Source organism: Roseovarius sp. TE539 (genome assembly GCF_003298505.1).
Taxonomy (GTDB): domain Bacteria; phylum Pseudomonadota; class Alphaproteobacteria; order Rhodobacterales; family Rhodobacteraceae; genus Roseovarius.
In genome coordinates, this window is sequence record NZ_QNGB01000020.1 from 46,057 (window position 1) to 64,079 (window position 18,023).

Annotated in this window: 19 protein-coding genes; 4 read left to right on the top strand and 15 right to left on the bottom strand. The window is 62.9% G+C overall.

Translation table 11 applies throughout. The features are described 5' to 3' along the window. Window positions 1–38: 38 nt before the first annotated feature. From DQW77_RS12805 to DQW77_RS12875, 14 genes are all read right to left on the bottom strand, one after another. Window positions 39–884 (bottom strand): flagellar motor protein MotB, encoded by an 846-nt coding sequence (locus DQW77_RS12805; RefSeq protein ID WP_113258627.1) that lies wholly within the window; start codon window positions 882–884, stop codon window positions 39–41. Window positions 885–984: 100 nt separating this feature from the next. Next, entirely contained in the window at window positions 985–2,100 is a 1,116-nt protein-coding gene (locus tag DQW77_RS12810; RefSeq protein WP_113258628.1) for an acetoin utilization protein AcuC, read from the bottom strand. Window positions 2,101–2,168: 68 nt separating this feature from the next. After that, window positions 2,169–2,798 carry a DUF2238 domain-containing protein gene (locus DQW77_RS12815; RefSeq protein ID WP_113258629.1) on the bottom strand — a complete coding sequence of 210 codons (630 nt, stop codon included), beginning with the start codon at window positions 2,796–2,798 and terminating at the stop codon, window positions 2,169–2,171. Between the two features lie 190 nt (window positions 2,799–2,988). Then, window positions 2,989–3,480 (bottom strand): histidine phosphatase family protein, encoded by a 492-nt coding sequence (locus DQW77_RS12820; protein WP_113258630.1) that lies wholly within the window; start codon window positions 3,478–3,480, stop codon window positions 2,989–2,991. Next, complete coding sequence (locus DQW77_RS12825; RefSeq protein ID WP_113258631.1) at window positions 3,477–4,109, bottom strand: ferredoxin; 633 nt, start codon at window positions 4,107–4,109, stop codon at window positions 3,477–3,479. The genes DQW77_RS12820 and DQW77_RS12825 overlap by 4 nt, the downstream gene beginning before the upstream one ends. A gap of 99 nt (window positions 4,110–4,208) precedes the next feature. Further along, the gene (gene argB / locus DQW77_RS12835; RefSeq protein ID WP_113258632.1) at window positions 4,209–5,072 is read right to left on the bottom strand and encodes an acetylglutamate kinase; all 864 of its coding nucleotides are present in this window, start codon (window positions 5,070–5,072) and stop codon (window positions 4,209–4,211) included. Between the two features lie 64 nt (window positions 5,073–5,136). After that, window positions 5,137–5,787: a ribosome biogenesis GTP-binding protein YihA/YsxC gene (gene yihA, locus DQW77_RS12840; protein ID WP_113258633.1), complete on the bottom strand. Its 651-nt coding sequence runs from the start codon at window positions 5,785–5,787 to the stop codon at window positions 5,137–5,139. Continuing rightward, the gene (locus DQW77_RS12845) at window positions 5,787–6,530 is read right to left on the bottom strand and encodes an MOSC domain-containing protein (protein ID WP_113258634.1); all 744 of its coding nucleotides are present in this window, start codon (window positions 6,528–6,530) and stop codon (window positions 5,787–5,789) included. Before DQW77_RS12845 ends, yihA begins: the two co-directional genes overlap by 1 nt. Continuing rightward, on the bottom strand, window positions 6,527–8,395 hold the full coding sequence (gene yidC / locus DQW77_RS12850) for a membrane protein insertase YidC (RefSeq protein ID WP_113258635.1): 1,869 nt from the start codon (window positions 8,393–8,395) through the stop codon (window positions 6,527–6,529). The genes DQW77_RS12845 and yidC overlap by 4 nt, the downstream gene beginning before the upstream one ends. 101 nt (window positions 8,396–8,496) lie before the next feature. Beyond that, window positions 8,497–10,032 carry a bifunctional diguanylate cyclase/phosphodiesterase gene (locus DQW77_RS12855; protein WP_113258636.1) on the bottom strand — a complete coding sequence of 512 codons (1,536 nt, stop codon included), beginning with the start codon at window positions 10,030–10,032 and terminating at the stop codon, window positions 8,497–8,499. Window positions 10,033–10,087: 55 nt separating this feature from the next. Then, window positions 10,088–10,957, bottom strand: coding sequence for a tRNA 2-thiocytidine(32) synthetase TtcA (ttcA, locus tag DQW77_RS12860; RefSeq protein ID WP_113258647.1), 870 nt, complete (start codon window positions 10,955–10,957; stop codon window positions 10,088–10,090). Between the two features lie 77 nt (window positions 10,958–11,034). Next, a complete protein-coding gene (locus DQW77_RS12865; protein ID WP_113258648.1) occupies window positions 11,035–12,405 on the bottom strand; it encodes a glutamate--cysteine ligase in 1,371 nt (456 codons plus the stop codon). Window positions 12,406–12,455: 50 nt separating this feature from the next. Then, window positions 12,456–12,983 carry a hypothetical protein gene (locus DQW77_RS12870; protein WP_113258637.1) on the bottom strand — a complete coding sequence of 176 codons (528 nt, stop codon included), beginning with the start codon at window positions 12,981–12,983 and terminating at the stop codon, window positions 12,456–12,458. Continuing rightward, entirely contained in the window at window positions 12,980–13,708 is a 729-nt protein-coding gene (locus DQW77_RS12875) for a 16S rRNA (uracil(1498)-N(3))-methyltransferase (RefSeq protein WP_113258638.1), read from the bottom strand. Before DQW77_RS12875 ends, DQW77_RS12870 begins: the two co-directional genes overlap by 4 nt. 11 nt (window positions 13,709–13,719) lie before the next feature. On the opposite strand from DQW77_RS12875, the gene ubiA reads away from it, so the two are divergent. The 4 genes from ubiA to DQW77_RS12895 all read left to right on the top strand — a co-directional run bounded on the left by ubiA (window position 13,720) and on the right by DQW77_RS12895 (window position 17,418). After that, window positions 13,720–14,685: a 4-hydroxybenzoate octaprenyltransferase gene (gene ubiA / locus DQW77_RS12880; RefSeq protein WP_113258639.1), complete on the top strand. Its 966-nt coding sequence runs from the start codon at window positions 13,720–13,722 to the stop codon at window positions 14,683–14,685. A gap of 62 nt (window positions 14,686–14,747) precedes the next feature. Next, window positions 14,748–16,673: an OmpA family protein gene (locus DQW77_RS12885; protein ID WP_113258640.1), complete on the top strand. Its 1,926-nt coding sequence runs from the start codon at window positions 14,748–14,750 to the stop codon at window positions 16,671–16,673. Further along, window positions 16,660–16,986: a hypothetical protein gene (locus tag DQW77_RS12890; RefSeq protein ID WP_113258641.1), complete on the top strand. Its 327-nt coding sequence runs from the start codon at window positions 16,660–16,662 to the stop codon at window positions 16,984–16,986. Before DQW77_RS12885 ends, DQW77_RS12890 begins: the two co-directional genes overlap by 14 nt. A gap of 198 nt (window positions 16,987–17,184) precedes the next feature. After that, window positions 17,185–17,418, top strand: a complete 234-nt coding sequence (locus DQW77_RS12895; protein WP_220124964.1) for a type II toxin-antitoxin system RelE/ParE family toxin — start codon at window positions 17,185–17,187, stop codon at window positions 17,416–17,418. Between the two features lie 126 nt (window positions 17,419–17,544). Here the strand turns inward: DQW77_RS12895 and DQW77_RS12905 are convergent, their stop codons facing one another. After that, a complete protein-coding gene (locus DQW77_RS12905) occupies window positions 17,545–17,859 on the bottom strand; it encodes a hypothetical protein (protein ID WP_181711265.1) in 315 nt (104 codons plus the stop codon). Window positions 17,860–18,023 lie beyond the last annotated feature (164 nt).

Consider the following 18,023-nt stretch of genomic DNA (forward strand, 5'->3'; position numbering starts at 1 on the left):
CCCCGCGCTTAATGGCGCGCTAACAAATAAAATCCGGTCTATTTCCCGCGGCCGTCGCTTCGCAGCAGTACCACCTCCAGCCTGTTGTTCCTGATCGCCATGCGATCGTCCACCACCGGATCCCGGTCGGCATGCCCGGTGACCCGGTGAACGCGGGCCGGCTCCAGGCCGCCATCCTCCAGCAAACGCCGGAATCGGTGCGCCCTCGCCGTGGACAGATCCCAGACGGCATTGACCTTGAGCACGACGGGGCGCGCGCGCGCGTGCGCCTCCACGGCCGCCGGGTTGCTGACCAGCTTCGTCACCCCGCCGATCATCCCGGACAGCGCCCTGAGCGTCTCGGTCGGCGCTGCCTCTCCGGGCTCGAACAGGGGGCGCCCCCTGAGATCGAAGATCTCGATCACCAGTCCCTCGTCGGTCAGACGGGTGATCACGTGACGGCGCAGGTTGCGCATTGCCATGCTTTCACCGCCCTGTCCGTTCAGCGCCGATTCGAGTGCCTGCCTGACCTTCTCGAGAGCCTCCTCGTCGCGCGATACGCCGGTCTCGCCCCGCGCCCGATCCGATTCCGTGGGCCGCAACGCGGTCGCGCCGGTGCCGTCTTTCGGCAAAGTGTCTTCGGAAAAGACGTTTTCACCGCCGAAATCGCCGTCGCCACCCCCCGATATACGATTGATCGGCACCGAGGGGCTGAAGTAATCCGCCAGACCCTTGCGTTGCTTTTCGGTTGTCGCGTTCAGCAGCCACATCAAAAGGAAGAACGCCATCATGGCGGTCACGAAATCGGCGTAGGCCACCTTCCAGGCGCCACCGTGATGCGCCTCAGGCGCGGCCGTTTTTTTCCTCTTGATGATGACTGGCGCCGCATTTCCATGCGCGCTCATCTCATCCACCTTTTCTCACCCGTCACAAGTGGTACCAGATCAGGTGTTACCCCGGCCTTAACGTTTCAAATTGACCGTACAAGCCGTCCGCCACGGCCGCTCACACCCACAGCTTCCGACGGTTCCGCAGGTGGTTCACACGAGTACGCATCGTGTCATTCGGCGGGCCGTCGCGCGGGATATCGCGCAACGTCTCGACCAGGTGCGGAGGCCTTTCCCCGCGCTGCCGGGTCCAGGTCAGCCCGTCCAGAATCCTGCGCGCCGGCGGTGGCAGGCGGTTGGGAATCTCGTGGCCGTTCAGCACTGCCCAGACTCCGGCCCAGAGCCGTCCGACCGTCCACGGGTTGTATCCGCCGCCGCCCAGCACCAGAAACCGCGGTGTCAGCGTCCTGAGCAGCGCCACCGCCTGCCAATGGGCATTGTTGGACAGCGAAAGCCGGGCGAGGGGATCTTCGGCCACCGCATCCGCCCCGCATTGGAGGATCACGGCCTCGGGCCGGTGTGCGGCCACGCAGGGCAGGATCACCTCGTGCAGGGCCAGTGCAAAATCCCCGTCATGGGCGCCGCGCGGCAACGGCAGGTTGACCGCCACACCGCCCGCCCGATCCTCCAGCGCCCCGGTGAAAGGCCAGCGCCCTTCTTCGTGGGTGGAAATCAGAAGTGCGCCCTCGACGCCGTGAAGCGCGGCCTCCACCCCGTCGCAGTGATGCGCGTCGATATCGACATAGGCAATGCGGTGCAGCCCCCTGGCCTGCAGCGCCCTGATCGCGAGCACCGGATCGTTGAGATAGCAAAAACCGCTCGCATGGTCGGCTTGTCCGTGGTGGGTTCCGCCCCCGGGGTTGAAGACGATACCCCCATCGGCCAGCAGGTCCGCCGCCAGAATTGACCCGCCCGCCGCTGTCGCCGGGCGGCGGAACATTTCGGTGAAAACGGGGTTCGACAATGTGCCCAGCCCATGACGCAAGCGTGTTGCGTCATTGACATGCCCCGCCGCCTCGGCCGCCTGCAGGGCGGCAATATAGCCCGGGGTGTGGAACGCGGTCAGGGCGGCCGGCCGGGCGCGCGGGCTGTTGTGGAACTGTCCGCGCGGCAGCCAGCCCATGGCGCTGCAAAGGTCGGTCGCGGTCGGGACCCGGGGAATGCTCAACGGATGCCGCGGCCCGTAGCTTGACCCGCGATAGATCTCCGATCCTATGTAGAGTGGCGCTCCCATCGACTGCAATCTAGGGCGCCGGGCGCGCAAGGGCCAATTGTCGGGCGCCGCAATGCGCCCAAGTTTGCTCAACGGGCGTCACGACGGGCCCGAAGCCGGCTCCACACCGCCACGACCGTCATCGCGACGGCCGCGCCAAGCGCGTTGAAAACCAGATCGAGGGCCGTGTTTACATAGCCTCCGACATTCGTCTCGGAAACGGACAGCACGGCGATGAACTCGATGATCTCGTTGACCGTGCCAAGTCCCATGGCGCCGAAGGCGGGATAAAACAGGCTCGTCATGGTGTCTCTCAGTTGCGGAAAGTGCCGTGTCAGCAGGTGCCAAAGGACCCAGGCAGTCACACCAAATCCGTAGGCATGGACGATCTGATCATACTTGAGCAGTCTCATGTCCCCGTCGGCCGGCGTGATCGGCAAGACCTGAAGTGAGTACAACACCGCCCCGTCCACCGGCACGCCGCCGCCGGCCATGTGCAACAGCCCCCATACGGACAGCGCCCAGAGCATCGAAACCGGGTACTCCGCTGATCGGAGGCTCCGCCCGACCAGCGCGATGAGCGCGAGCATGGTGATCACGTAGACGATAAATTCGTGGTTCCCGCCAATCAGGAACCATGCCGTGAAGGCCAGAACGTACCCGCCGGTGAAAATGGCGACCACCCACTCACGTGGGCGGAGATTGCTTGAGACCTGCACGAGGCGCCTCCGTTTTCCGCTATCGTAAGGCCCGGGAGGGCGCGAGGGCAACCAAACACGCGTTCCGGCCTTCCACCGGGCCCCGAAGCCGGCTGCGTGGCACCGGATTGGCAATGATGGGCACGACTTTCCGCCATCCCCGGGATCTTCCTTCAACGGTCCTCTTCAAGACCTTCGGAATGTTCAATCCTTATCCTGTCAGATCCCGCGGGACGGTAAAGTCTACCGGGTGCCCGGTTCCGGGGGTAAGATCGGCCCAATCGGTCACAGGGACGTCGGCCACCAGTGTTGCAGCGGTGGGGAAATCTCCAAATCTTGGGTGTTTTGGTTGCTGCGACAGCATAATATCTGCGAATTCCGCGATCCCCGGATTGTGACCCAGAATCAGTACGCAGTTGCCCCTTGCACGACGCAGGGTTTCCAGCAGATCGGCCGGCCCTGCATGATACAGCCCGTCCCGGAATTCCGCGTCGCAAAAAATTCCCATCCGCGCAAAGGTTTCGCGAGTGCGTGCCGCCGAAGAGCTGAGTACATGTTCCGGAATATAACCTTTGGTCCGCAGCCATTCCCCTACAGCATTGGCCGAGATCCGCCCGCGCCCGTTCAGTGGCCTTGCATGATCGCTCAGCGCCGGGTTGTCCCAGCTTGATTTCGCGTGCCGCATCAGGATTATCCGTTTCATTTGAATGCCCTCATGTGAAACGCTGATTGTTCCTCCAGCCTGCCATGACGACGGCTTAGCGGACAAGCCCGGCGCACAGCGCAACCTTTTGACATACAATCGTTTTTTGGTTGGTCCAGATCTGTCTTGCAAGCTGCCACATCGTATCCGTCGTCCCCGAAGGCATCCACCGGGCAGGCGCTGCGGCACGGTTGCGTCGCGCATGTGTCACAAGGGTTCGGCCCGGCATCCGGCAGCGCGAGCGTTTCCTTGAACCCGATCGCACCGCGATAGGAGACCATCAAACCCGCACGGTCGTGGACCAGAAGGCCGACTGGCGAAAGATGCGCCCGCCCACTTGCCAACGCCCAGCTTACGAAAGGATGCCAGGGCGGCCCGCCGAACGGAAAGTAGGCCCTTGCGTTCATTGATTCGGCGATACCACCGATGATGCGCTCCGACCATCGGTCAAGCGGATCCGCCAAACCGTCGAGGTATTCGGGCTGGGCGGTGAAATGGGCCCAAAACCCCGGTTCCGCCGGCCCCAGAAGGAGCAGGGTTCCGATCCCGTCGGGCGCACCTTCCACCACCCCGCCAAGAACCGCGAGGTGCTGCGGCCCGGCGATACTTTGCACGTCCTCCAGTGTCATTCGTGGAAAAACGGCAGACCTGGCGACCAACCGAGCCGCTCTGGACGTCCGTCCTGCCATTGCAATCCAAGTGTCATTCCATGATCGCCTTTCTCGGGTTTAGCCCGCACGGATGAGCGATCCGGCGCCATGCTCAGTGTAAAGTTCCAGAAGCGTGGCATTGGGCGCCCGCCCATCCAGAATGACCACCGCCCGAACTCCGCCCTCAATGGCCGCAAGCGCGGTTTCCGTCTTCGGAATCATGCCACCGGCGATAGTGCCATTCTTGGTCATCTCGCGAATCTGGTCCGCGGTCAGTTCAGTCACCACCTCTCCGTCAATGCCGCGCACGCCATCCACATCGGTCAGCAGCAACAGACGATCCGCAGTCAGCGCAGCAGCGATTGCACCGGCGGCGGTATCGCCGTTTATATTGAATGTCTGCCCCTTGCGCCCCGCCCCGAGAGGGGCAATCACGGGTATGAGATCGTCGGCAAACAGAGTGTGCAGTATTGCGGGGTTGATCTCGTCGGGCGTACCGACAAGGCCGAGAGCGGGGTCGGCAGCTTCACAGGTGATAAGCCCGGCATCCTTGCCCGACAAGCCGACCGCCCTGCCACCCTGCGCGTTGATGGCTTGAACGATCCGTTTGTTCACGAACCCGGACAGAACCATTTCCACAACCTTCATGGTGTCGGCGTCGGTGACGCGCTTGCCATCCACGAAATCCGATCGGATATCGAGCTTGGCCAGCATCTCGTTTATCATCGGTCCGCCGCCGTGCACGATCACAGGGTTGACGCCAACCTGTTGCATCAGGACGACATCACGCGCAAAGGTCTCCATTGCGGCATCATCACCCATCGCGTGTCCGCCGAATTTGATCACCACGACGGCACCATCATAACGCTGCAGGTAGGGCAATGCCTCCGATAGTGTGCGTGCGGTGGCGATCCAGTCGCGGTTCATGGCCTGTTTCTTCATCACGTTTCCCTCGCTTGCCGGGTTATCCCCGTATCCTATGCGCTGTGCAAGAGGGGCTGGAGGCTCAATCCAGTGTGGCGACGCCAGAGCGCAGGGTTGACAGGCCCTCGGCCTTCTCGCTCGAAGTCAGGATCAGTTCGGGGTAGGCGGCCGGATGGGATGCGAGGCGGCCGCGGACCTGTGACAGAAGGCCTTCGGTGTCGCGCGGCTTGATCTTGTCGGCCTTTGTCAGGACGCACTGGAAGGTAACGGCGGCACCGTCCAAAAGCTGCATGATCTCTTCATCCACAGGCTTGATGCCGTGGCGCGCATCTATCAGGACGAAGGCGCGGCGCAGTGTCTGGCGCCCGGAAAGGTAGGATTTGAGAAGCGCTTGCCATTTCTCGACAACAGGCACCGGCGCATTCGCAAAGCCATAGCCCGGAAGATCCACAAGGTAATGACTTTCGCCAAGCGTGAAGTAGTTGATCTCCTGCGTGCGTCCCGGTGTGTTCGACGTGCGCGCCAAAGCCTTTCGGTTCGTCAACGCGTTGATCAGTGATGACTTGCCGACATTTGACCGCCCCGCGAAGCAGACCTCCGGCCTGTCCGCCGGCGGCAGGCCGGACATCGCGACAACACCCTTCAGGAACTCGACCGGACCGGCAAAAAGCTTGCGGCCCGCCTCTGCCTCGTCCGGGCCGGGAACCGCTGCAACTGGGAAGGGCAAAGGCATCAGTGCACCTCGACCGGGTCTCCGACCGCGATGCGCCCAGATCTGGTGACTTCGGCATAAACGCCAAAGTCCTGATGTCCGAAATGGGTGTTCAACGCCTTCAGCGTGTCGACATCCCGCTCGCCCGATTCTGGATTGGCGGTGGTGGCAAGACATCGCAGGATCGGTTCCCGGACGGTAATTTCGGCAGTGCCCAGCCTAAGCACTCGGCCGATCCATTCGAATTCCTGCCATGGCGCGAAACCATCGACATGAATATTGCAGCGCCAGCGGACCGGTGACACCTCAACCTTGGCGCGTCGGGAAAGATCGGCGTTGGAAGCAAGGTTGATCAGACTCACGGACGGGTAATCGGTATCGGTCATGCCGCGCCCCTCGACACGGTGGATCGCGAAGGATTGCGCCCTGTCGGAGGGCATGATCGGGCGAACCCACTCAAGGAATGCACGATGATCACGATCGGGATCGAAGGTCAGGTCCGGCAGGTCCGGATGTCTGAGGGTGACAGTGCCACCAGCCTCATCAGATCGCGCGCTGATCGCCATCAGAGAGGCGACCTTGGACCCGCGCGAGAAGTTGACCGACGGGGCCCACCCACAGTCGTCAAGGCGGGCCGCCTCGTGCGAGACGGCCCAACGGCGATCCCAGGGCATGGTCTGCCCTTCGGTCAGTGAAACGGTGTCCAGCGTCTCGCGCCCGTGCCCCTTGATCGGGTGGCGCCAGAGGGCACGAACGCGGCTCATTTCTTGTCGTCCGTCTGCTGTTTCTCGCGCTGTCGCTGGAAGCCGGCCTTTATGTTGCCAAAGACATCGGGCTTATAGCCCTGACTACGCATGATCAGGTATTGTTGCGCAAAGGTGATCGTATTGTTGGCGATCCAGTAAATGACCAGGCCGCTGGCAAACGTGCCCAGCATGAACATGAACACCCACGGCATCCAGGCAAAGATCATTCTCTGCGTGGGGTCGGTGGGTGTGGGGTTCAGCTTCTGCTGGAGCCACATGGATATGCCCAACAGGATCGGCAGGATGCCCAGGCTGAATATCGCCACGATGGATCCCGGTTCCGGGGCGCCCCAGGGCAGCAGGCCAAACAGGTTCAGGATCGAGGACGGATCGGGCGCCGAAAGGTCGCGGATCCATCCGACCCAGGGGGCGTGACGCAGTTCCAGCGTCACGAAGATGACCTTGTAGAGCGAGAAGAAGATCGGGATCTGCAGCAGGATCGGCAGGCAGCCCGAGGCTGGATTGACCTTTTCCTTCTTGTAGAGCTCCATCATCTCCTTCTGGAGCTTCTGCTTGTCGTCGCCAGCCGCTTCCTTGATCTGCTCCATCTGCGGCTGCAGTTCCTTCATCTTGGCCATCGAGACGTACGACTTGTAGGCCAGGGGCAGCAGAAGCGCCTTGATCAGAAGCGTCAGACCGATGATCGCCCACCCCATCGAGCCGGTAAGCCCCACCCCGGCAAGCCAGACATTCAACCAGTGCAGTACCGCGAAAATCGGTTTGGTCAGAAAGAAGAACCAGCCCCAGTCAATCGAATCGAGAAAGCGGTCCACGCCATCCTCGTTCTGGTAGTTGCGGATCGTGTCCCATTCCTTGGCGCCCGCGAAGAGCCGCGTGCGCGCCGTGGTCTGTTCACCTGGGGCAATGGTGCGTGTCGGCAGCACCGTCTCGGTCTGGTAGATTTCACGGCGCGGATCAAACTTCACAACCGATTTGAACGGCGTGCCGCCCGCGGGGATCAGCGTGGTCATCCAATAATGGTCGGTGAAGCCGGTCCAGCCATTTTCGGTAACTTGCGTGACCTCGGCACGGGCACCCTCGCGCTCGTTGAACTCGAGATCCGCGATATCCGAATAATCCGTTTCAACAAGCTCGCCATCAGCCATGGCGACCAGACCTTCGTGCAGGATGAAGAAATTCTTGAGGCCCTGCGGTTCACCGTGGCGGGCAAGGATTCCGTAAGGCGCCAGTGTGCGAGGTTCGGAACTCGAATTCTCCACCGACTGCGTGACGGTGAACATGAAATCCTCGTCCACCGAAAGTACCCGCCGGAAAACGAGTCCCGCCTCGTTCTCCCATTTCAGGGTGACCGGATTGCCGGGAGTCAGGGTATCGCCGCTTTCCAAGCTCCAGATCGTGTTGGCGCCGGGCACCTGGTCCAGTGTCAGTCCGGCACCGGGCGCCCAGCCATACAGGGCATAGTAGGGTGTCGGGTTGCCGACCGGAGAGAGCAGTTCAACCATGCCCGAGTCGGGCTCGAGGGAATTCCGGTATTTCTTGAGAAACAGGCGATCAATCCGGCCGCCCTGCAAGGAAATGGATCCTCTGAGACTGGGGGTTGATACCTCGATACGCGGTGCGTCGGCGGTATCGGCGCCCGCGGGATCGGGCCCTGCGGGCTCTTCTCCCGGCGCGGCGACCGGTCCGGCGGCGGTATCGAGGTTTCCGGTCTCGGCGCCTGTGGCGGTTCGATCTGTCTCGGTGACTTCGCCATCGGGTCCTGTCGTGACGGGTTCAGGTGGCGGAAACATCACGAACCATACCAGGATCACGATGAAACTGAGCGCGGTCGCAAGGATGAGGTTCTTGTTCTGATCGTCCATCGCCGGTGGCCTACCCGTGTGTTGACAGTTCCCGGCGTTCAACAGAGTGCGGCTCCAAAGGTCAAGGGGATTCCCCGGAAACCGCGGCAGAGCAGGGCGTTTCAGCCGGTTTGCCGCCCTATCACGGGGGGCGTGTGAAGGCGTGCGCAATGGGCCTCCACCCAGTCGGACGTCTGGTCCACGGGCATCGGGCGGGCAATGCCGAAGCCCTGTACGTGTCCACAGCCCAGCTGCGCCAGCATGGCATGTTCTCCAGCCGTCTCGACCCCTTCCGCCAATGTGTCCAGACCCAGCCTTTCGGCCATCAGCAGGATCGCGGACACCATGCGCTGCTGTTCGGGATCCCTGTCCACCTTGATGACGAAGGACCGGTCAATCTTGAGCCGTTGCACGGCCATCCTGCGGATCGAGGAGATCGAGGCATGGCCGGTGCCGAAATCGTCCAGATCTATCAGGCAGCCCATATCGGCCAGCCCCGAGATATTGCGCACCACCACGTCGTCGGACGAGGTCGCTATGACGGTTTCCAGCACCTCGATCGAAAGCCGTCCCGGCGTCAGTTCGAATCGGTCCAGCTCAAACCCGACCCTGTCGACAAGCGCGGGATTTCGCAGTTCCTCCGGCGCGAAATTCACCCCTACATGGGGGATGTCGAAACCTTTGCGATCCCAGGCGCGCAGTGCCCGGAGTGCATGACAGAGCATGATTTCGGAAAGGCGTTCCATGCCACCGCACTGTTCCAGCGCCGGCAGAAACTCGCTTGGTGGGACCATGCCGCGCCGGGGGTGGTGCCAGCGTGCCAGGGCCTCGAAACCCGTGACACGGCCCGTGTCGGTCGAAAGCTGCGGCTGGAACCAAGGGTGGAACTGCCCTTCCTCAAGGGCTTGGCTGGCTTCCCCGGACAGGGCGCCAGGGCAGGGCACCTGCCCCTGCATGTCGGGCGAATAGGCCCGCAGCGCCGATGGTCCGTGCCTCATGGCTTCGTTGAGGGCGATGGTTGCGGCCGAAAGGAACGCTGCGCCGTTGCGCGGTGCAAGGCTGCCTGAAAGACAAAATCCTATCGACGCCGAGACATGGATCGTGGTGGCACCAAGCGCAACCGGCTCCTCCACCGCGGTCTGCAGGCGTCTGGCCAGGTTGGCGGCGTCGGCCAGATCAAAGCGACGGACAGCTGCGAGAGCCACGCCGAACTGTCCGTTGTCCAGGTTGCGCAGATTGTCGCGCTCTCGCATCATGGTGCGCAATCGTTGGGCCGATTGCTCGATCACGTCTTCCGCCGCCGTCTGACCGTGCCGATCCAGGATTGTGTCGAAGTCATCCAGACCGAGTACGAAGCAAGCCGTCTTGCGCCCGCCGTACCCGGTGTCCTGCAGAGCCTCGTCGAGGATGAGTTCGATATCTTGTCGACGATCCTGCCTGCGCGGAGCCCGCCGTGCTGCGGGCAGGACGCCCCGCAGTCCTGTCAACGACAGCACGAGCGGGAAGGCCAGCGCGATGGCAAGGACCAGGTCCTCACCACCCAGCCAGAAGGCAGCGAGAACCAGAGCCGGCAACACGGCCAGAAGTGTCGGGTCGGCAAGCACCGCGCGAAGGCGCCCGCGCAGGCCGGACATGACGTTTGTGAGGCGCTGTAACATGGCGCGGGCTCCCGTCTTTGCCGGGAAACGCTAGCTACCGCGGTTCAACACGCCTTTAACGCGCAGCCTTTTCGGGGCCGGGACTTTCTTCTACTTTTAATGACTCACGGGATAGTCCCAGGAAATCAAAAAGCTCAGGGTCCAGCAGATGGGACGGCCGCGCGTTCATCAGGGCCCGGAACATGATTTGGCGTCGACCGGGGCTGTTGGCCTCCCATTGGTCGAGGATGGCCTTCACCTGCTGGCGTTGCAGGCCGTCCTGGGAGCCGCAGAGATCACACGGAATGATCGGGTATGCCATCTCCCGGGCGAAACGGTCGCAATCGGCCTCGGCTACATGGGCGAGAGGGCGGTACACAAACAGATCACCTTCCTCGTTGACAAGCTTGGGGGGCATCGTGGCAAGGCGGCCACCGTGAAAGAGATTCATGAAGAAAGTTTCGAGAATATCGTCTCGATGATGACCCAGCACAACCGCGCTGCACCCCTCCTCGCGCGCGATACGGTAGAGATGGCCACGCCGCAGCCGTGAGCACAGCGCGCAAAAGGTCCGTCCCCGGGGCACCTTGTCCACGACCACCGAATAGGTATCCTGATACTCGATCCGGTGCGCGACGCCGCGATCCTTCAGGAACTCGGGCAGCACCGTGGCGGGAAATCCCGGTTGGCCCTGATCCAGATTGCAGGCCAGCAGGTCCACCGGCAGGAGCCCGCGCCATTGGAGTTCATGCAGCACCGCAAGGAGAGTGTAACTGTCCTTGCCTCCTGACAGACACACCAGCCACCGGGCGCCGCGCTCGATCATGCCGTATTGCTCGATCGCCTCCCGTGCCTGCCGGACCAGCCGCTTGCGCAGCTTTCGGAATTCGGTGCCACGCGGGGCACCCCGGAACAGCGGGTGGATATCGTCGGCGTCGTCGAGCATGGCAAGCCCCCGGTTCGGAATGCAGCGTCGGGCAATGTTCGGCCCGTCAGCGGCGGACCGGGCCATTACTGTCGCGGTCAATAGGAGTATTCATCGTAGATGCGGCTCAGGTCACCACCCCAATCGCCATGATACCGCGAAAGTAGTTCATCGGCCGGTACAGTGCCGCTTTCCACGCTCTCCCGCAAGGTATTCAGAAAGTGGGTCTCGTCGGGGATCATGCCGCCGCCGCCGCTGCGCCCGCGGGCCTTGAGACCGGCCTCTGCGATGTCTAGGATCTCACGCGCGATGTCGCGCAGTCCGATCCCGCGCACCTTCGCGTGAATGGCGTCGCGGCTCGCGGCGATCCGCAATTCCTCCCGTGTTTCCGCATCCCAGTCCTTCACCATGTCCCATGCCGTATCCAGACTTGATTGATCATACATCAATCCGACCCAGAATGCCGGCAAAGCGCAAAGCCGGCGCCACGGGCCGCCATCAGCGCCGCGCATTTCCATGAACTTCTTGATCCTCGCTTCGGGGAAGATCGTGGTCAGGTGATCAGCCCAGTCCGACAGGAGGGGCTTCTCACCTGGCAGGGCAGGCAGTTCGCCCTTCATGAAATCGCGGAAGGACTGGCCGAGCGCGTCTATGTATTCGCCGTCACGGTGCACGAAGTACATCGGCACATCGAGCGCGTAGTCCGCATAGGCCTCGAATCCGAATCCATCTTCGAATACAAAGGGCAGCATGCCGGTTCGGTCGGGGTCCAGATCCCGCCAGATCCGGCTGCGCCACGACTTGTGGCCATTTGGCTTGCCCTCGAAGAAGGGGGAATTCGCGAAGAGCGCTGTCGCGACCGGCTGCAATGCCAGGGCGACACGGAGCTTTTGCACCATGTCGGCCTCGGATCCGAAATCGAGGTTGACCTGAACGGTGCAGGTGCGGCGCATCATGGCCGTGCCCATCGTGCCCACCTCCTGCATGTAGGCATCCATGAGCTTGTACCGGCCCTTGGGCATCAACGGCATGTCCTCGTGCCGCCAGACCGGTGCAGCCCCGAGGCCGATGAAGCCGACACCGACCTTGTCGGCGATGTCCTTTACATCCGCCAGATGTGCATTCACCTCGTCGCAGGTTTCGTGAATGTTCTCGAGCGGTGCGCCGCTGAGTTCGAGTTGCCCGCCCGGTTCGAGGCTGACATTGGCGCCGTCCTTTTCCAGCCCGATCAGATTGCCATCCTCTTCCAGAGGCGACCAGCCGTGCCCGTCGCGCAAGCCTTCCAGAACCGCCAGGACGCTGCGGTCCCCGGCATAAGGGATCGGCTTGAGGGTGTCCTTGCAATAGCCGAATTTCTCGTGCTCGGTGCCGATGCGCCATGCATCCTGCGGCTTGCATCCGCTTTCCAGATACCCGGCGAGCTGTTCGTGATGCTCTATCGGGCTGCCGCCGGACTGGGGAATGGACATTTCTTGGATCTCCTGCAACACCGCGCCATGCGCGGATGCCAGAAGTGGCTTCAATCTCGGAAAGTGTCAATGCGGTGGGGGCCGTCCCGCTGCCATACTGTGGCAGGCCGGGAGGTCTCGAGCCGCATCTGCGCAAGCATGTGTTCGGTGCGGATACCCGGAAGATGTGCGAACACGTCGAACAGTGCCTCCGCTCCCTCCGCGTTCGAGGGAATATGCAGGACCGCCCGGCCGGGCTGATGCAGCGCCCACCAGCGTGTGCCCGAAAACGATACCAGCTCCACCGCGGAAAGCTCGGTCAGCGCGACGGCACCGCCGGTATGAGGGCCGAAATAGGCGATCTGGCCTTCTGTCACCTGCACCACGCCCGGGCCGCCCTTGCCAATCCTGAACCGTCCGCGCTGTATGCCCGCGACAAGAAAGGCCACACCCGCCAGAAAAATCACGCTCCCCACCCATGGCAGGAGTCCGCCGGCACCGGCCATCCACCATCCCCCGACAGCCAGGGGCACCAAGGCCCAGATCACCTCGCGCCAGCGCCAAAGCGCTTGCCGGGCCTCGGGGCGGACAAAACTCATTGCCAGTCTCCTAACGCCTGTTGCCAGACGGTGAGTGCGGCAACGGCGGCGGTATCTGCCCTGAGGATGCGCGGCCCAAGGGAAACCGGGTGAGAGACGGGCAGCCGCGAAAGGTGCAGACGCTCGGTGTCGGAGAAGCCGCCCTCCGGCCCGATGAGGATGGCCCAAGGAGCCTTTGCGAGACCGCCTGCGAGGGCGGACGAGCGGCCTGCGAGCGCTTCGTCACAGAACATGAGTTGCCGATTCCCGGGCCACGCGGACAGCAGGTTGTCGAGTTTCTGCAAGGCACAGACCTCCGGCACAAAGGTTCCGTTGCATTGTTCGGCGGCTTCCACCGCGTGAGCCTGGAGGCGATCCCGCCGGACGCGTTCGGCATTGGTGAACTCGGTCTGCACGGGGAGGATCCGGGCCGCACCCAGCTCGGTGGCCTTTTCCACGATGAAATCCGTGCGTGCCTTCTTGATCGGGGCAAAGAGGAGCCAGAGATCGGGAGGATCCTGCTGGTCGGCGGTCCGCAGCTCCACTTGCAGATGGCCGTCGCGGCGACCTGCCTGCACCACCCGTGCCCGCCACTCGCCATCGCGTCCGTTGAAGACGAGCACAGCCCCCCCTTCCCTGAGCCGCATGACACTGAAAAGATAATGCGCCTGCTCGCGCGACAAGGGAACGGTTTGCCCTTCCCCCAATGCCTGATTTACACAGAGCCTGATCTTAGCTTTCTTCATGAGGGCAGCATATGACCGCCGACAAGCAGACGCCAGAGGCTGGGGGCCGGGTCGCCGATGCCTATCGCGACAACTGGGTGGACCGCATGGCGCCGCGGTCGTTGCGCCCCTATCTGCGGCTTTCACGGGCCGATCGCCCGATCGGAACCTGGCTTCTGCTTCTGCCGTGCTGGTGGGGGCTGACGCTGTCCATGTTACATGACGGCCGGGCGGTGTGGCATGATATGTGGATCTTCGCGGGATGCGCGATCGGCGCTTTCCTCATGCGCGGGGCAGGCTGCACGTGGAATGACATCACCGACCGCCACATCGACGGCAGTGTGGCGCGCACCGCGTCGCGGCCGATTCCATCCGGACAGGTGCCTGTGCCGCGGGCGCTCGCATGGCTCTGCATGCAGGCGGTGCTGGCATTCTGCATCCTGCTGACTTTCAACACCGCCGCGATCACTCTGGGGATCGTGTCTCTTGTGCCGGTCTGCGTCTACCCGTTCGCCAAACGCTTCACATGGTGGCCGCAGGTGTTTCTGGGCCTTGCCTTCAACTGGGGCGCATTGCTGGCCTGGACGGCCCATTCCGGGCGGTTGGAATGGCCGGCGGTCGTTCTCTACATGGCTGGAATCGCGTGGACCCTGTTTTACGACACGGTTTATGCCCACCAGGACGCCGAGGACGATGCGCTGATCGGCGTGAAGTCAACGGCGCGGCTGTTCGGTCCGCGCACGCCGCGATGGCTCAGGCGTTTCCTGGTCGTCAGCGTATCGCTGATGGGGGTTTCGGTGATTGGTGCGGGGGCTGGCGCATCACCCCTTGCGCTGCTCCTTGCGCTCGCCGGGCCGATTGCGCTCGGATGGCACCTGCAGTGGCAACTGACGCGGTTCAACCCGGATGACGATGCGGGCTTGCTGGCACTGTTCCGCTCCAATCGCGATGCGGGGCTCCTGCCCTTGCCGTTTTTCGCCGTCGCGTTGCTGGCTTGATTGCGCATGTCCGGTTTGCCCCCTAAACATCCGATGGGGAGAAACAACAATCGGCTCGCAACATGAGGCTTTCCTCGATTTTCGCGATTGCGGCGACATTCGTTGCGGCGGCGGTCCTTTCATGGGTCGCGGCGGGCTTTGCCGTGACCGTTGTCGAGGAAAACTCGAAGCTGGCCATACGCGCCGAATTCGAGGATGCCGGCCTTGAGTGGACAGAGGTGGACGCTGACGGTCTTCAGGTTTTCCTGGCCGGAACCGCCCCTTCTGAAGCCGCCCGTTTCAAGGCGCTATCCGTGGCAGGCAAGGTCGTGGACGCGGCCCGGCTGATCGACCAGATGCTTGTAGAGGAACGAGACAAGATCGCACCCCCGAGATTTTCGGCGGAAATACTTCGAAACGATGGCGGCATATCACTCATCGGGTTGGTGCCTGCCGCGATGGACCGGGAGGCACTGAATTCCGCAATCACCGAGGCGGCCGACGGGGCGGAGGTAACGGACCTGCTGGAAGAAGCCGACTATCCGCGGCCCGCCGGGTGGCGTGAGGCAGTGGGGTTTGCTCTCGAGGCGCTGGAGATCTTGCCGCGGACAAAGATATCGCTGGATGCTGACCGGGTGGTTGTCCGTGCCATGGCGCAGAGCATGGCCGACAAGCGTGCCCTGGAGACAGAGCTTACTCGGCTGGCCCCGGCGGACATCGCCCTTTCGCTTGACATCTCGGCGCCCCGGCCGGTGATCACGCCCTTCACCCTTCGGTTCCTGATCGAGGAGGGACAGGCGCGGTTCGACGCGTGTTCGGCAGATACGGAGGCCGCACGCGACCGTATCCTGGCCGCTGCGGAACGGGCCGGTCTGGACTCCGGGGCGAGTTGCCTGATCGGCCTTGGGGTGCCGTCCCCCCGTTGGGCCGAGGCGGCCGAACTTTCCATCGGCGCACTGGACCGATTCGGGGCAGGCACCGTCACGATCACCGATGCGGATATCTCGCTGGTGGCCGCCGCGGGTATTCCGCAAACGCTTTTCGACGATACGGTCGGCGAGCTGGAGGCTGCGTTGCCCGAGGTTTTCGCCCTCCATGCGGTGTTGCCCGAACCGGAGGAGGAAGAGGATTTCCAGACACCGGAATTCGTTGCGACGCTGTCCCCCGAAGGACTGGTTCAGATGCGGGGCCGGATCGGAAGCAGGCGCGCCCGCGAAACCGTCGAGAGTTTCGCCAAGGCCCGGTTTTCCTCTGACTCCATCCACATGAAGGCCCGTGTCGCCGAGGGCCTGCCGGAGAACTGGCCGATCCGGGTGCTGACCGGACTCGAGGCCCTGCGCTATCTCTCCAACGGTGTCGTGCGGGTGACTCCGGAAAGCCTGCAGATTTCGGGCAGTACCGGCGAGGAGGGGGCCGGCGCGCAGATCTCGGGGTTCTTGTCGGACAAGCTGGGCAAGGGGGCGCAGTTCGATATCGACGTGACCTACCGTGAGCGGCTGGACCCGGTGGCAGCGAAGCCGACGCCCGAGGAATGCGTGGCGCGCATTGCCGAGGCGCAGGAGGGCAACAAGATCACCTTCAATCCCGGATCGGACACGATCGGTGCGGACGGCGCTGAAATCATGGATGAAATTGCCGACATCCTGAAGGAGTGCGGTCCGATCCGGATGGAGATCTCTGGCCACACTGACAGCCAGGGGCGCGAAGTGATGAACCAAAGGTTGAGCGAATCGCGGGCCCGCTCTGTCCTGAACGCGCTCCGGGCCCGGCGGGTTCTCACGTCTTCTTTTGTTGCGAAGGGTTACGGCGAGAGCGAGCCGATCGGCGACAACGAGACCGAGGAGGGCCGCGAGGCGAACCGCCGGATCGAGTTCCGCCTGATCCGACCAGAGGCCGAAGCCGACGCGGAGTCCGCGGAGCCCGGGGAAGACCCGGGAAAGGCAGAAGAAGACCAGGATCAAGAGGATACGGCCCAGGCCGCGGACGGGGAAGACGATGACCAGAACTGAATTCATACTGGCCACCGCGGTGGTGCTCTTCGTGGCCTTCTGCCTGGGCTGGTTCGCCAACTGGCTGGTGCACCGCTTCATCCGGGTCCAGCAATCCGATGTCGGGGAGCTGGAACGGATGGCGCAGGAACTCCACGAAGCCGAGGAAACACGTGACCAGGCAATAACTTACCTGCAACAGCGCGAGGCGGAACTGACCAACCAGCTGAGCCAGGCGGAGGCCGAGCTGGAGGCGACGATGGACGGGCTGCGCGAGGCCCGCCACGAGGCCGAGCAACTGCGCGCGCATCTTGACCGGATGGGCACCGGCTGAACCCACGGATTGACCATTTTGAACATTGTGTCCCGGGGTTTTGAACAGAAATCCGGGCGGCGCCGGCAATGTGCGTCCAACATGGACACACGTGCCGCCCCGCACCCGCCTTGCCCGGCGCCCCCCCGCCGTCCCGCCGGGTGCCGAAAGTCACCCCGGGACTTCACCGTACGGCGAAAGGCGACACCCGCAGGATGGGTGACGAGCGGAAGGCTGACATTCGCGACGGCGGCCGCCAATGTCCGCTATGCGCAGGGAGCGGGCATATCGCCGTGCCGGGGGGCGGCCCGGCGATGCGCGGCGGCGGAGGTCGCCCCGGGCCTGCGGCGGGCCTTGGCGGGCGCGCACGTGGTGTTCTTCCGCGAGGACGCGGCGGCGGTGACGGTGATCCGGGTGTTGCACCAGCGGATGGATGTGGCTCGGGGGGAGTAGGGGGTGGTGCCCAACCCTACCCACCAAGGGCAACGCGGAGCGGCGGCTCAAGGCCAAGAAGGCGCGGGGAGAGGTGAAGCGGTTGCGGGGGGTCCGGGGGGAGTAGGGAAGGCGACCTCGATTAAATCACGGTGTTTTTGGGCGCCTCCATGCGTGCTTCTTGCCAGAAACCTTTGGCACCTGCTCTAGTTCACCGGCGTCCCGAAGCCGATAGAACACATTTTTCATCGTGTTTTCTGACTTTATCCCTGTAATTTCCCTCGCCTGTTGGTTGGTAATCTCTTCATTGGTGTTCAAGTAGCTCAGAACAAGCTGCTCAGGCGAAGCTAGGCTTTCATGCCTTAACTCCACAAGGAGGCCGGTCTCGGTTTCAGAAAAAACAGGCTTCTTGAGTCTCAACTTCTCCATCGCTTCGAACGCCGTATTGATTCCCTCACCCACGTCCTTATTTGGGGGGTTTTTGAATTTATTAACTAGTTGTTCCGTCCCGGATGATCACATAGCCCCTCGTCGATCCGCGCTTTTCATGGCACGATCTGTTTTGAACGAGGTGCGAGACGGGAGATCGGCATGCTGATCAAGCTTCACAGCCAAGCGACGACCAC